Source organism: Nonomuraea sp. NPDC001636, assembly GCF_040298265.1.
Taxonomy (GTDB): Bacteria; Actinomycetota; Actinomycetes; order Streptosporangiales; family Streptosporangiaceae; genus Nonomuraea.
The window spans coordinates 1-12,732 of sequence record NZ_JBEOZT010000047.1; the positions used below are offsets into that span (position 1 = coordinate 1).

Here is a 12,732-nt window from a genome sequence, read left to right on the forward strand (position 1 = left end):
GCGAGAACTGCCTACGACGCCTCGTCACGTACCTACCTCTTCCAGACTTCTGTCAGCTTATGTAGCTGACTGTCCGGAATCTGCTGGGCACCTCACAGTCTGTGTCCTGACTCGTTCGATCTGGTGCCCTGGCGATCGGCAGTTCCGTTGTTCCTCTGAGGCCCGTGTCGAGCGCGTCACCCTCTGCGAACCTAGGCTTCGATAAGCTCTTATCGCTAACCAGGAAGTTGATCATGGAAAACCATATGGGCGCTCCCGAACGGCTGCCGGAGCGCGTCCTTGCGCCGCCCGCCCCGGATGAGCACCTCCTGGAGGGCCGGACGGCCCGGCTGGTCGACGAGGGCCTGGCCGCCAACACCCGCCTGGCCTACGCCCGCGACTTCGGCGCCTACGCCACCTGGTGCGCCTCCACCGGCCGCACCCTGCTGCCCGCCACCCCCGCGACCCTGGCCAACTACGTCGCCCACCTGGCCGCCCAGCACTACGCCCCCTCCACCATCGACCGCGCGCTGGCCTGCGTACTGGCCGCACACGACCACGCACAGCTCGCCAAACCCGCCACCACCGCGGCCCGGCTGGCCCTGCGCGCCTACCGCCGCGAGCGCGCCCAGCAGGGCCACCGTCCCCGCAAGTCTCCGCCGATCACCGTCGACCGGCTGCGCGCGATGGTCGACGCCCTGCCCGCCGGCCCCCCTCAGGACGCCGCGACCGCGCCGTCCTCGTGCTCGGCTTCGCCCTGATGGGCCGCCGCTCGGAGATCGCCGACATCGACGTCGACGACCTCACCTTCACCACCGACGGCCTGGAGGTGTACGTCCCGTTCAGCAAGACCGATCAGAACGCCCACGGCGAGATCGTCGCCATCCCCTACGGCCAGCACCCGCAGACCTGCCCCATCCGGGTGACCCGCGCATGGCTCGCCGACCTGACCAGCGCCGGCGTGACGACCGGGCCGCTGTTCCGCCCGATCGACCGGCACGGCCGCATCGCCGCCCGCGCCCATCCGGCTGCCGGGCGCGGCCGCCGTGAACGGCTGACCCCGCAGTCGATCAACCTGATCGTCAAACGGGCCGCGACAGCCGCCGATCTCGACCACGCCGAGGCCTACACCGCCCAGGGCCTGCGCGCGGGCGGCGCCACCTCCGCTGCCAAGGCCGGCGCGCCGATGTCCGCGATCACCCGTACCGGCGCGGGCCCGGTTCGACCGGGATTTGGTGAAGCCGGTGTCCAGCGAGGTGATCATCCACACCAGGTCGGGGTGGCTGCGCCACTGATGACACCCCCGTGGTGGGCGTCGCCGGCTACTACGCGTTCGCCGGCGTCATCGCGGTCGCGGTCGGGGCGATGGTCAGGCACGCCGCCGCCGTCCTGACGCTGCTGCTGGGGTACGCCATGATCGCCGAGTCGCTCGTGCAGGCGGTCCCCGGCGTGGGGGCGGGGATCTACCGGTGGTTGCCCTTCAACGTCGCCAAACAGTTCCTCATCGGCGCCCCCGATCCCGGCACAGGCCAGCCGGCCCCGCCCGCCCTCACGCCCTCGACCTCTTCGCTGCCTCCGTGGTGGGCTCTGGCCTATTACCTGGCTTTCGCACTCGTCCTGCTGGCGATCGCCGCCTGTACGGCGAAGCGGCGCGACGCCCGACGATCGAGTACGGCTAGCTGATCGCCACCCGGATGAAGCGTGGCCGGTAGATGCTCGGGTCGCGATAGTGGTCGGCGTCCGGCTGGGCCCTGTTGTCCATGCTGTTGACGTTGTAGGAGATCAGCAGCGAGGCGTCGGTGCTCTGCTCGAAGTGCACGTGCGGGTTGTAGGAGATGACGTCGCCGTCGAGGTAGCTGCCGAACGGGCCGGGCTCGGGCATCCGGTAGACGGGAGTCCTGTTGGTGAAGCCGTCGAACGGGTCGCACGAGGTGAAGGCGTTGATCAGACCGTTGAACGCCTCCGTGCTGTCCTGGCTGACCATGAGGAACTGGCCCCGCCACGGGGTGACGCTGTACTCGTTCGCGATGCCGCTCAGCGTTTCCGCGGCGTGCTCCTCGACCTCGCTCCAGCCCCACGGGGTGTAGAACTGCCACCGGCCGACGCGCAGGTCGTCGCCCCGCACCCGGGCCACCTTCATCTTCTTGTTGATCGGCGCGTCCGACACGCCGTAGACGTAGGTGTAGCCGTCGCCGCTGCGGCTCGCGGGCAGGATCGCCGACCCCCAGGCCACGCCGGCGCGCGAGGGCAGCGGGGTGACGCTCTTCGGCTTGGTCAGATCGCTCAGCGAGAACGTAGCGACCACGTTCTGGTCGAAGGCGAACGGCATCGGGCCGGTGCCCTCGAGGCGGTACTTGTTGAACATCACCTGCAGCCGGTCGCCGGTGACGAAGCCGTCGCCGCTCCAGTACCAGTGCGTGCCGTCCGGCGGCGGCAGGAGCGCCCGGGGATCCGAGGCCGTGCCGCCGTGCACGGTGGTGAGCTTGTCCCCGTCCTGCAGGACGAACGAGTTGTTGATGATCCTGGCGGTCGTTGGTCTGGTGCCGTTGGCGTTGAGCGGCCCGAGGAAGGTGTCGGAGAACAGCCAGAGCGTGCGGCCTCCTGGCAGGGGCATGGAGAAGGTGGAGTCGCCGCCGGTCCAGCCGTCCGGGGTGGAGGCGGCGTAGGCGTTGAACGTGCCGACCGGGTAGGCGTCCAGCTGGGGAGGCCCGAGCACGGGCGGTCGTAGGGCACAGGAGCGGCGCTGGAACGGGACGTAGTTGCCGACGCTCCAGAAGGGGTTGGTCCAGTCGTTGCTCGCGGCCGCGGAGGAGGTGCGAAGGTCGAGGCGGGTCTTGACCAGCGTCGCCACCATCGGATAGCGGAAGTTCTCGATCTCCACCGTCCCGGTGGAATCGGGTGAGCGCACGTACTCTGCCGTCGGGTACGCCGACAACGTGTCGGAACCCTCTCCCGCCTGTGCCCATACCAGGACGCTCCACGCGACGCGCGGCACCGGCTGGCCGGGCGCCACGTTGAAGCCCTTGATCGTGAGCGTGGCCGGCGCCGCCCCCTGCTGGGCCGTGAAGTCGGTGTAGGAGCTGCCGCCCGGCAGCAGCGCGCCGCCAGCCACCTCGTTGTAGCCGACGAACGCGGCGTTCGAGCTCCTCATCGGGCGGGCGCCGCCGAGCGAGTCGCCCTCCGTGGCCTGCTCCTGCTCGAGTTCGCTTCGCCACAGGGCGACGTCGGGGTCGCGATAGCCGTTCTCCGCCGCGCCGTACTGCGGGGCGGCCAGGCGGTAGTTGGCGATGGCGAAGCCGTGCAGAAGCACTCGCAAGTCGCGCCCGCCGAGCGAGGCCTGGATGGCGGTGATGGGGGCGGAGCCCGCGCTGCGGATCTGCTCCCAGGTGCTCCGCACGAAGTCAGGGCCGACCTGTTCCGTCAGGTAGAGGGGCAGCAGGAAGGCGCCGTACTGGCGTGGCCCGCCCAGGCCGTCCCAGCCGTTCAACGCCAGCATGGGTTTGGCCAGGAAGTCATCCACGTGATCGGCGTACATGTCGCGCTGGGAGGGATAGGGGACGTGCGAGGGGGCGCGGAGGTAGGTCTGATGGGCCGCCCATTCCGCGGTCGCCTCCATCCACCAGTTCATCGACCCGAAGGCGTCCGTGTCGATGAACTGCCGGAAGAAGTCCTGAGCCACCTTTCCTGCCTTCCAGTAGGAGTACTGGAACACGTGGAAGAGCTCGTGGCGCGGCAGATAGTCGTAGTACACCGGATTCGACGGCATCAAGATCGTCGGCAGGAAGTTGTAGCCGATCGGCAGGACGAACGGATTCCTCAACTTGGGGGAGCAGAGGTTGTCGAGCACGGGGTCGCAGAACTGGTCGGTGCCGAAGAAGATGGCGTGCGGCACCGCCGGATTGTCGGAGATCTCGAATCCCATCGAGCGATATGTCCTGGCCGCGATGGAGACGGCGTCGACCGCGTTCTGGATCGCGGTCGGGCGTCCGCTCGGCTCGGCAGGCGTGGGAGGCACGCCGCCGCCACCGGTGTCGAGGTTGTAGAAGATGACGAAGTTATCGACGTTGGCCCAGCAGTGGTAGTCCTTTCTCAGGAATCGGTACGGCTCGTCGTGCGCGCAGTCGAAGAAGGAATTCCCGGTACTTCGCAGTCCCGGGGGTGAAAGCACCTGCTTGGCGGCGCCGGAGGCTTTCGCCGACATCGCTGACAGGTAGGTGAGATAGGTCTCGGCATTCGTCGAGAGCGGGCCGGTCGGGCGCAGCCGCGCGGGCACCGTCTCGGGGGCGGTCACCGACGCCACGCCGTACCTGATCATGTCGTCGACCGACAGTTCGCCCGCCTGGTAGGCGCTGACGATCCGTTCGTTCGGCCCGAAGAGGCTTGTTGCCTGAGCCGGGCGGGAGAGAACGACGGCGGGGAGGAGAAGTATCAGCAGACCCGCTAAGACCGCGCGCTTCATGCGCGGAGTATCACATGATCGTCAGGTCGGCGACAGCCGATCGAATGCCGTTGCGCTCCATGGCAATGAAGTGTGCGTTCAGCACTAACTACCCTCAAAAAGCAGCCCCGGTCCACGAAGGGGTCTCAGTAGTAACGGCCGAAAATCGGGCGGATATAGCCGAGTAGGCTTCTGGGCTTGGTATCTGTGGGGCTGGCTGGAGGTCGTTCTTGGCGACGCAGGTGTTCGCGAATGAGGAGCTGGAGCGGCTGCGGGGATTCCCGGAGATCGGCCGAGACGAGCTGTTTCGGTTCTTCACCCTGCCATCAGCTGATGTCGCGTTCGTCGATCCCGGCCCGGGCCGAGGTCCGGCCGATCGGCTGGGGCTGGCCGTAGCCCTGTCCACGTTGCCGTGGCTCGGATTCGTGCCGGACAAAGTGTCGGCGGCGCCGCCGGTGGCGGTGGCCAGGCTGGCCGACCAACTCGCCGTCGACCCAGCCGGACTGCGGTCCTACGGGCGGCGGGCGAAGACGCGAACCGAGCATGGGTGCGGCGGCGGGGTGCCAGGAGCTCGGTGGCCTTGGCGATGGCCTCGGGGCCGGGGTTGACGTAGCGCATGGCGGTGCGGGGGTCCTTGTGCCGGGTCCTGCCCATGATGAGCTGCAGGGGGACTTCGGCCTCGCCGAGGTGGGTGGCGGCGCTGTGGCGCAGCTGGTGCAGATCGAGGCCGGCGTGCTTGTCCAGCAGGACGCGGGCGCGGTCGTAGCCCAGGCGGGCGCGGCCGGTGTGCGGGCAGATGTCGGCGGCCGCCGGGCGGCGGGCGCGGGCGGGGCGGCGTTCGGACAGGAACAGCGGGCCGCGCGTGCGCGTGCTGCCGTCCGGGAGCCGGAGCAGGCGTGGCAGCGGGTGGGCGGTGCCGCTGTCCCAGTACACCCACTCGATCGAGCTGCCCTTGGACCGGACCGGGGCGCGGCGATGCTCCAGGTCGAGGTCCTCGACGTTCAGCGCCAGGATCTCAGCCGCTCTGGCCGCCGTTTCGTGGAGCATCCGCCACAGCGGCTTCTCGCGCGCGCTCTCGCCACGCGAACGCAAGGTGCTCGCGCTGGTTGCCGAGGATCGGTCGAACAGTGCGATCGCCCAGCGCCTGTATGTGTCAGAGGCCGCCGTGGCCAGCACGTCACCGGCGTATACACCAAGCTGAACCTCGGCCCGGATGCCGACGACCACCGCAGAGTGCTCGCCGCACTGACCTTTCTCCGCTCGCGCTGACCTCGAAGCTGCATGGACGATTCGCAGCTCTGGTGTCCTCGGAGACAGCACTGAGGTCGCTTTCATCGTCCCGCCAACCGGGCGGGCGCAGGGCAGCCGCACAGTCACGTCCCGACATCCCGAGCCCGGCCCAGACCCTCGCCATTCAGGCCGGGCACCGCTCAAAGGGGCAGAACCCGAACTGACCGAGCCCGCCGTGATTCGTTGATGTCTAGCCGATCTGGATCAAAGTCCGTGAAGCGGTGACTGTGTCTGACGAACGCAACGCGGCTGACGACCTCCTCGAGGATGTAGCGGAAGGTCAGCGCGTGGTATCCGGTGACGGTGCCCAGGGCCACAGCGGCGCCAGGTCGGCGATCCGGTCGCACATGCTCCCCCGGTCCCGCAGGTCGCCCGGCGTGGTTCCGGCCGGCGCCTGGGCACGCCCGCCGTGTGGACGAGAACGTGAGCCAGCGTGATGCCTTGCTTGCCGTGCGCGGCGAACTCCGGCCAGTACTCGGCGACCGGCCTGTCGTAACTGAGTCTGCCGCGGTCGGCCAGCACGTGCACGACCGCCGCAGTCAGTCCCTTGCCGGTGGACCAGGAGTGGAACAGTGTTCGGTCGTCCACCGGCCGCTCCGCGCACGGGTCGGCGAGGCCCGCGCCGGTGTTCACGACCCGCTCGCCATGCAGGCGGGCGGCCACCTGGACGCCGGTCTCCCGTCTAGAAGCAACCAACTCGTCGAGCAGTCGCTGCACGTGTTTCTGGGCATCCGCCATGTCCGTTCATAGACGAGATGACGACGTCACTGCAGCACCTCTCACAGGAGCCTGCCCGACCTCCGCAGGCGGCGCTCCCTGAGTGCGAGGAGCGGGGGCAGGGCAAGCTGTGTCGCCACGTACGCCGTCACGGCAAGCGCCTCCCAGAACGCGGCCGAACCCATGGTGCCGGCACTCAGCCGTACCAAGCCCCACTGAGCGAGGGCAAGCAGCAGCGGCAGGGCCACGAGCACGAACATGCCGGCCATGACCACGACCCCCGCCACGTACAGCAGGGCGAACCAGCGCGCCACGCGCCGATCACGCTCGCCCGCCGAGGCCAGCTCGGCCGCCTCGGCGGCAGGCAGCCGGAAGAGCCCGGCCTTGGCAGTCAGCCACGTGACCCGGTACAGGTTGTGGCAGCGCAACGCGTTGGCCAGCACGGCGTAGCCGTCACTGCGCATCGGCACCGCGGCCCACTGCCAGACGATCCCGACGAGCCGATACAACACCACCGCGCCAAGAAGACCGCTCAGCGTCTCAGGCAGTGTGAGCACCCCGGCCCTGTCGAGCAGCCGCAGCCCCAACGCCGTCGCCACGACCACGACGTCGATCGCCATGCCCGCCAGATAGGCCCCATACCTGCGGCGGCGCGGCACGTTCACGATCTGGGTCAGGTCGGTCTCGAAAACGATGTAGAGGCCCCGGTAGCTGACCCTGAACGTGGCGGGGACGCCGAGCGCCCTGCCCGCGACCCAGTGCCATGCCTCGTGCAGGGCGCTGAAGGCGATGTCGACGAGCAGGTAGGTGAGCATCGACAGTGCGGCGCTCGGCAGAAACCAGGCGTCCTTCCACGAGGGGCGCAACTCGGGTGTGAAGGCCAGGACAGTCACGACGAAGACCGCTGCCGCCGCGTAGCACGTCCAGGCGGTCCTGCCGAAGAATCTGGCCGCCGTGTCCTGGCCGAGTCCCTCGATCCAGCCGCTGGGGGCTCGTTCTCCGAGCGGTGCGGGCGGGTCGAGCAGGCCGGCGCCGGTGAGACCGTCGAGGAAGTCGGCGCCGTCGACCTCCTCGCCCGCCACCTCGCTCGCCCGCCTCGCGGCCTCGGCGGCCGAGCCGCCCTCCTGCAGTGTGGTGACGAACACCGCGCCCGGCTCCGGCACCGCGACGAAGATTCCGAGGTCGGGGCGACCCAGGATCCAGGCGTCACCGTCGAAGGCGACGGTGAGCCGGGCGGCCCGTTCGCGCAGGTCCCGGTCGGCGATGGCGGACATCCGTCCTCCTGGAGCTTGCGGAGCGACAGAGGCAGAGCGCACCCCGACCGACGCCGGGGTGCGCTCGCGATGGTCAGGAGTCGGGCGTGTTCAGTCCGGTCAGGCGGGTGTTCTCGATCCGCACGATCTCGATCTTCATTGTGGTCAACTCCTTCCGCAGGTCGCACACTCGGGATTGCGGGACCACTCGACCTGACTCATGGCGCAGGCGCCGGCGAAGTCGATGGTGAGTGGCCTGCCGGCGTATGCCGGTGGCTCGAAGCCGGTCAGGTAGCGCAGCACCTCGAAGGCGCCGAGCGCGCCGAGCAGACCGGCGACGGGGCCGATGCCGCGGTTGGGTTGCGGCCTGCTGTAGAACAGGCGGGCCGCGGCGATCTCGGCGCTCAGTGCGGGCTCGTCGGGGTCGGCGTGGCCTTCGGGCCTGGTCGGATCGGCGGGGACGCAGGCCCTGCAGGCGCTCTCCCCCGGCGCGACCGACCAGACGATTCCCTTGGTGACCGTGATGCCGCCGCGTACGAACGGCACGCCGTGCCCCACGCAGGCCGCGTTGACCCAGAGGTCGACCTCCTTGGGCTGGTCGATCCCCGAGGCGACCACGTCGGGGCGTGTCTCGTCGAGGAGCTCGGCCAGTTGCTCGGCGCTCTCGATGCCCGTGTCGATCGCCTGGACCTTGATGGCCGGGTCGAAGGCGTGCACCCACTCCGCCGCCCGTTCGACCTTCCTGGCGCCGAGGTCCTCCCAGCGGTAGAGGTACTGCCTGGCGAAGTTGCGCACGTCGACGGTGTCCCTGTCGACCAGCGTCATCCTGCCGACGCCCAGCCCGCTGAGATGCGGGATCGTGTTGGAGTTGAGGCCGCCGGTGCCGAGGACGAGCACGTGCGACTCGCGCATCCGGCGTTGCAGGTCCTCGCGGCTGCGTGTCAGCGTGCCGAACGACTCGAAGAAGGCCAGGTTGCTGAAGTGGCGCTCGGCTTCGGCGGCGTCGAGGATGCCCAGGCGATCGCCGTCCTCCAGCAGTCGCTCGGCGTCGAGGGCCTCGATCGCGCCGAGCACGTCCTGGACGGGGAGCGCCAGGTCGCCGGCGAGCTCGCTGACGGTGCGGCCGCCCTCGCGCAGCAGGGCGAGGAGCTTCTCCACCTGGCCGCCGGGGTCGGTCACGATCAACCGGTCTCGCAGGTCGTACACGAGGTGGAGGTCATCGCCCACCCGTTGCCAGGCGACGTTCTTGAGGCGTGGCCGCATGCGTCCTCCGATGTGTCCGGTGAAGCCGTCGTCCTGAAGCTCGATGAGCAGACGGCGTCGCGGTCGACGTGGGCAGCTTACGCACGGCGGATCATGGAAGTCGTTGGCGGAGCACGCACTATTCCTTGGCAACGGCGGCACGGACAGCGGCTCGCTCCCTCCTTCCGATCAGCCGGCGCGATCGCCGCACCAGCCAGCGCCGAGAGGTACGAACTCGCCCTGATCGTCGGAAGCACGATGTGGATCTCTCAGGGCGGAGGAAGGCCAAGGCCAGGTCCAGTGCCGCGCCGAGGCGCCGCGCCTCGGGTACGGATGGGGACTGCGCTTCGCCCGCCCGGCGAGCACTGCGACGCGCGCTGGAAGGAGGAGTAGACCACTCCGGAGGACGTCGAGGCTGCCAGGCGGCTGCCCGGAACCACGTCGCCGTCCTCGACCGCCAGGCTGCAGCGAGCGCACGTGCCGGTGCCGCACGGCCCCATGTGCAGGACCGCGTCGCCCCAGACCACCGCGCTGGTCGTTCGCGCGGAGGTCACCGGTGTGGTGAGCAGGAGCATGTGCGGGCGCGCCGGGCCCGCGCGGAGGGTGCCGAGGAGGGCCGAGCCATGCTCGGTGAGGGCGGGCGCTCCCGCGGCGGAGACCTCCAACTCCAGCTCGGCCGCGGAAACCGCGGCGAAGACGTTGCCTCCGGCCGTCACGGTACGGACCTGGAGCCGCTTGCCCTCGTAGGAGACTTCGGCGACGTCGACCCGGGAGGTCCCCGGAGGCATGGTGAGGGTGATGCGGGCCTCTCCCGAAGACCGGGCGGTGATCAGGCCCGCGCCCGTCTCGAGCCGCACCTCAGGCCGGGACCCGAGAACGAGCATCGCGGCGAACATGCTCGCCTCACCGCAACCGTCGAGCGGTCCGTCGGCGGCCATGAAGACCAGCCCGAGGTCCGCCTCGCTCCGGACGGGCGTGACCAGGACCGCGACGATCGCGCCGGGGTCCCCGGCCCGTGCTTCGAAGTAGTCGCGCCGGATCTCCTCCAGCGTGTCCGCCATGAGGGCGGGCACCTCGCGCATCCGCGCCCCGGAATGAGGCACCGCCGTGGCGTCGTAGCAGGCGACCGGCTGGCCTTCGGCGTCTCCGAACGCCGGCGGTATCACAGCGTGCCGCCACGGTTGGCGGGCTGGTAGGCGGTCACGACGACGGCGCCGCCGAGTCCGATGTTGTGCTGGAGGGCGACGGTTGCGCCGTCCACCTGGCGGGCGCCGGCCTCGCCGCGGAGCTGCCACGTGAGCTCGGCGCATTGGGCCAGGCCGGTGGCGCCGAGAGGGTGGCCCTTGGAGATGAGGCCGCCGGACGGGTTCACCACCCAACGGCCGCCATAGGTGGTGTCGTCGTTGTCGACCAGCAGGTGCCCCTCGCCCTCCTCGGCCAGGCCGAGCGCCTCATAGGTGAACAGCTCGTTCGGGGCGAAGCAGTCGTGCAGCTCGATCACGTCGACGTCGTCCGGGGTGAGCCCGGACCGGGCGTAGACCTTCTCCGCCGCCTTCCGGCTCATGTCCGTGCCGACCAGGTTGATCGCGCTGTTGCTGTCGAAGGTCGAGCGCAGGTCGGTGACCATCGCCTGGCCGACGATCTCGATCGCGCGGTCACCGAGGCCGTTCTCCTCGACGAACCTCGCGCCGGCGAGCACCACGGCGCCGGAGCCGTCGGACGTCGGCGAGCACATCAGCCTGGTCAGGCCCGCGTCGGCGTAGACCATCTCGGCGTCCATGATGTCTTCGACGGTGTAGACGTCCTGGAACTGGGCGTGCGGCGGAGCCGGCCCGGCCCGACCGGCACCCCCTGTGCGTCTGCGACCCCCTCTTCCAGGCAGTGCCCGAGGCCCGCTCGGCCCGTCTACTGAGCCTGCCCGTCGCAGAACACCGTCTTGACCAGGTTGTTCAACGCCTTCGGGAACTCCGTCGCCACGTCCGCGGCGGCGTCACCGGTGGTGATCGAGGCGGTCAGGGTCTTCTTGCCGTCGGGCGTGCTGTACATCAGCGCCCCGTAGCCGTTGTTGCTGCCGTCGTGGTTGTAGACGACGCCGCCGCAGTTCGGGCCCAGGTCCTGCACGTACAGCCCGAGGCCGTAGCTGCCGAAGAGACCGGCGCTGTTGGGGTGCGGCTTGCGCATCTGGGTCAGCAGCCCGGCCGGCAGAAGCTTGCCGCTGTTCAGCGCGGAGAAGAACGTACGCAGATCCTCCGTGGTCGAGATGATCTCGCCCGCGCCCGAGATCCACGAGGGGTTCTGGCGGGTGACGTCAATGACCTTCCACTGGTCGGTGGCGTCCTGGTAGCGGTAGTAGGCGTGGGCGTACGGCGCGGGCATACCCGTCCAGGCGCCCGGCACCACGGTGTGCTGCAGCTTGAGCGGCCCCAGGATCCGCCGCTTCATCTCCACGGCGTAGGAATGGCCGGTGACCTTCTCGATCAGCAGCTTGGTCAGCACGTAGTTGACGTTGCCGTAGCTCCATCTCGTCCCCGGCTCGAACTTCGCCGGCCTGGTCAACGTCAGCCGTACCAGCTGCTCGTCGGTGTAGGTGTGGAAGCGCTTGGCCACCCACTCCTTGCCCTGCCAGGGGATCAAGGACACCGGCTTCCCGTCGGGGTCGATGTCGAAGCTGTAGTCGAACAGCCCGGTGGTGTGCTGCAGCAACATCCGCACAGTGATCCGCCGGTCCAGCTTGAACTGGGGCAGGTAGTCGGCCACCGTGGCGTCCAGCCCGATCTCGCCGGCCTCCACCAGTTTCAGCATCAGGGTCGCGGTGAAGTTCTTGGTGCTGCTGCCGATCCGGAAGTACCCGTTCGTCGGCGGCTTGGCGCTCGTGCCCAGCCTGCGCACCCCGGCGCTGCCGACCCACTCGCCTTGCTCATCGTTCACCCGCATCTGCATCCCGGCGGCGAGACCGGCATCGACGAACGCCTGGATGGCCTTCTGCAGCTCCGGGCGGTCCTGTGCGGCGGCGGCCTTCGACACGGCTCTGCTGTCCGCGGTGGCCATCGCGGGGGTGGCGGCTCCGGCCAGCAGCGCGGCCGCCAGCGCGGTGACCGCCACGCGCCGGAAGGCATCGCCGCGGCTGGCCGGGCGCGGGTGCACGCCGGAGATGCGTGCCTGGGTCGCTGATGTGGACGGGGTATTCATGGCTTCTCGTCTCTGTTGTCGCGCTCATGCGAAGCGCTCGTCCGGTGATTCGGGGATGGGCGATCGGGATGGGTATGGGCCATCGATCAGGTCGCGTACCAGGAGGCCCAGGTGCGTTTGCGGGCCTTGAGTCAAGCGGCGTCGAGGGCTGCGGTGATCTTGCGGGCCATGTCCATCAGGGTGGGGCTGGGCTCGCCCTGATGGGTGCGGGCGGCTGCGTCGATGGCGACGACGATGGTGCTGCGGAAGTGGTCGGCCTCTGCCGGATCCTCCCGCTTGAGCAGGCTCATCGAAGCCGTCAAAGCCGGCAGCACTCTGGTCGGCGAGGTCGGCCACGGCCTTGCCCCACTTCACGCCCTTGGGCGCCTTGGCCAGCACGTGCCCGCCCAGGCGGCGGCGGAGGTCAGGGCGATGGAGCCGTCGGTGCCGACCCGGTGGGCCGAGTCGGCGGCACCGGCGGTCGACATCAGCGCGACGGCGCTCCAGGCGGGGACCCGCGGCGGAAGGGGTGGTGGACATGGTGGTGGACTCTCAGAGATCGGTGATGAAGGTCGAGTGAACGAACGACTGGTGGAATGCGGTCCCTGCCGGTGCCCGGAGGGCTGGACGGCTCAGGTCAGATCG

12 protein-coding genes and 1 pseudogene are annotated in these 12,732 nt (G+C 69.5%); 3 read left to right on the top strand and 10 right to left on the bottom strand.

Features of this window, described 5'->3' with window-relative positions:
- Nucleotides 1-233 precede the first annotated feature (233 nt).
- Entirely contained in the window at nt 234-740 is a 507-nt protein-coding gene (locus tag ABT158_RS47480; RefSeq protein ID WP_352365457.1) for a site-specific integrase, read from the top strand.
- On the opposite strand, the gene ABT158_RS47485 is transcribed toward ABT158_RS47480, so the two are convergent.
- A complete protein-coding gene (locus ABT158_RS47485; protein ID WP_352365459.1) occupies nt 695-1,243 on the bottom strand; it encodes a hypothetical protein in 549 nt (182 codons plus the stop codon). The two genes, ABT158_RS47480 and ABT158_RS47485, sit on opposite strands and share 46 nt — an antisense overlap.
- Nucleotides 1,244-1,284: 41 nt before the next feature.
- Here ABT158_RS47485 and ABT158_RS47490 point away from each other — a divergent pair, with 41 nt between their 5' ends.
- Complete coding sequence (locus ABT158_RS47490) at nt 1,285-1,662, top strand: hypothetical protein (RefSeq protein ID WP_352365461.1); 378 nt, start codon at nt 1,285-1,287, stop codon at nt 1,660-1,662.
- On the opposite strand, the gene ABT158_RS47495 is transcribed toward ABT158_RS47490, so the two are convergent.
- On the bottom strand, nt 1,655-4,438 hold the full coding sequence (locus ABT158_RS47495) for a DUF5005 domain-containing protein (protein ID WP_352365463.1): 2,784 nt from the start codon (nt 4,436-4,438) through the stop codon (nt 1,655-1,657). The two genes, ABT158_RS47490 and ABT158_RS47495, sit on opposite strands and share 8 nt — an antisense overlap.
- A gap of 221 nt (nt 4,439-4,659) precedes the next feature.
- Between ABT158_RS47495 and ABT158_RS47500 the strand changes: the two genes are divergently transcribed.
- Nucleotides 4,660-5,025 (top strand): DUF4158 domain-containing protein, encoded by a 366-nt coding sequence (locus tag ABT158_RS47500; RefSeq protein WP_352365550.1) that lies wholly within the window; start codon nt 4,660-4,662, stop codon nt 5,023-5,025.
- A 55-nt stretch (nt 5,026-5,080) separates the two neighbouring features.
- On the opposite strand, the pseudogene ABT158_RS51380 reads toward ABT158_RS47500, so the two are convergent.
- The 8 genes and pseudogenes from ABT158_RS51380 to ABT158_RS47545 all read right to left on the bottom strand — a co-directional run.
- Nucleotides 5,081-5,752 (bottom strand): annotated as a pseudogene (locus tag ABT158_RS51380) (tyrosine-type recombinase/integrase); the annotation flags it as partial.
- A gap of 159 nt (nt 5,753-5,911) precedes the next feature.
- A complete protein-coding gene (locus tag ABT158_RS47515; protein ID WP_352365467.1) occupies nt 5,912-6,445 on the bottom strand; it encodes a serine hydrolase domain-containing protein in 534 nt (177 codons plus the stop codon).
- Nucleotides 6,446-6,486: 41 nt separating this feature from the next.
- Nucleotides 6,487-7,698, bottom strand: coding sequence for a hypothetical protein (locus ABT158_RS47520; RefSeq protein ID WP_352365468.1), 1,212 nt, complete (start codon nt 7,696-7,698; stop codon nt 6,487-6,489).
- Between the two features lie 144 nt (nt 7,699-7,842).
- Nucleotides 7,843-8,940, bottom strand: coding sequence for a HesA/MoeB/ThiF family protein (locus tag ABT158_RS47525; RefSeq protein ID WP_352365470.1), 1,098 nt, complete (start codon nt 8,938-8,940; stop codon nt 7,843-7,845).
- Nucleotides 8,941-9,188: 248 nt separating this feature from the next.
- Nucleotides 9,189-10,085 (bottom strand): proline racemase family protein, encoded by an 897-nt coding sequence (locus ABT158_RS47530; RefSeq protein ID WP_352365472.1) that lies wholly within the window; start codon nt 10,083-10,085, stop codon nt 9,189-9,191.
- A complete protein-coding gene (locus ABT158_RS47535; RefSeq protein ID WP_352365474.1) occupies nt 10,082-10,699 on the bottom strand; it encodes a thiolase C-terminal domain-containing protein in 618 nt (205 codons plus the stop codon). Before ABT158_RS47535 ends, ABT158_RS47530 begins: the two co-directional genes overlap by 4 nt.
- A 125-nt stretch (nt 10,700-10,824) precedes the next feature.
- Nucleotides 10,825-12,108, bottom strand: coding sequence for a serine hydrolase domain-containing protein (locus ABT158_RS47540; RefSeq protein ID WP_352365476.1), 1,284 nt, complete (start codon nt 12,106-12,108; stop codon nt 10,825-10,827).
- A 131-nt stretch (nt 12,109-12,239) separates the two neighbouring features.
- Complete coding sequence (locus tag ABT158_RS47545; protein ID WP_352365478.1) at nt 12,240-12,398, bottom strand: hypothetical protein; 159 nt, start codon at nt 12,396-12,398, stop codon at nt 12,240-12,242.
- Nucleotides 12,399-12,732: the final 334 nt, after the last annotated feature.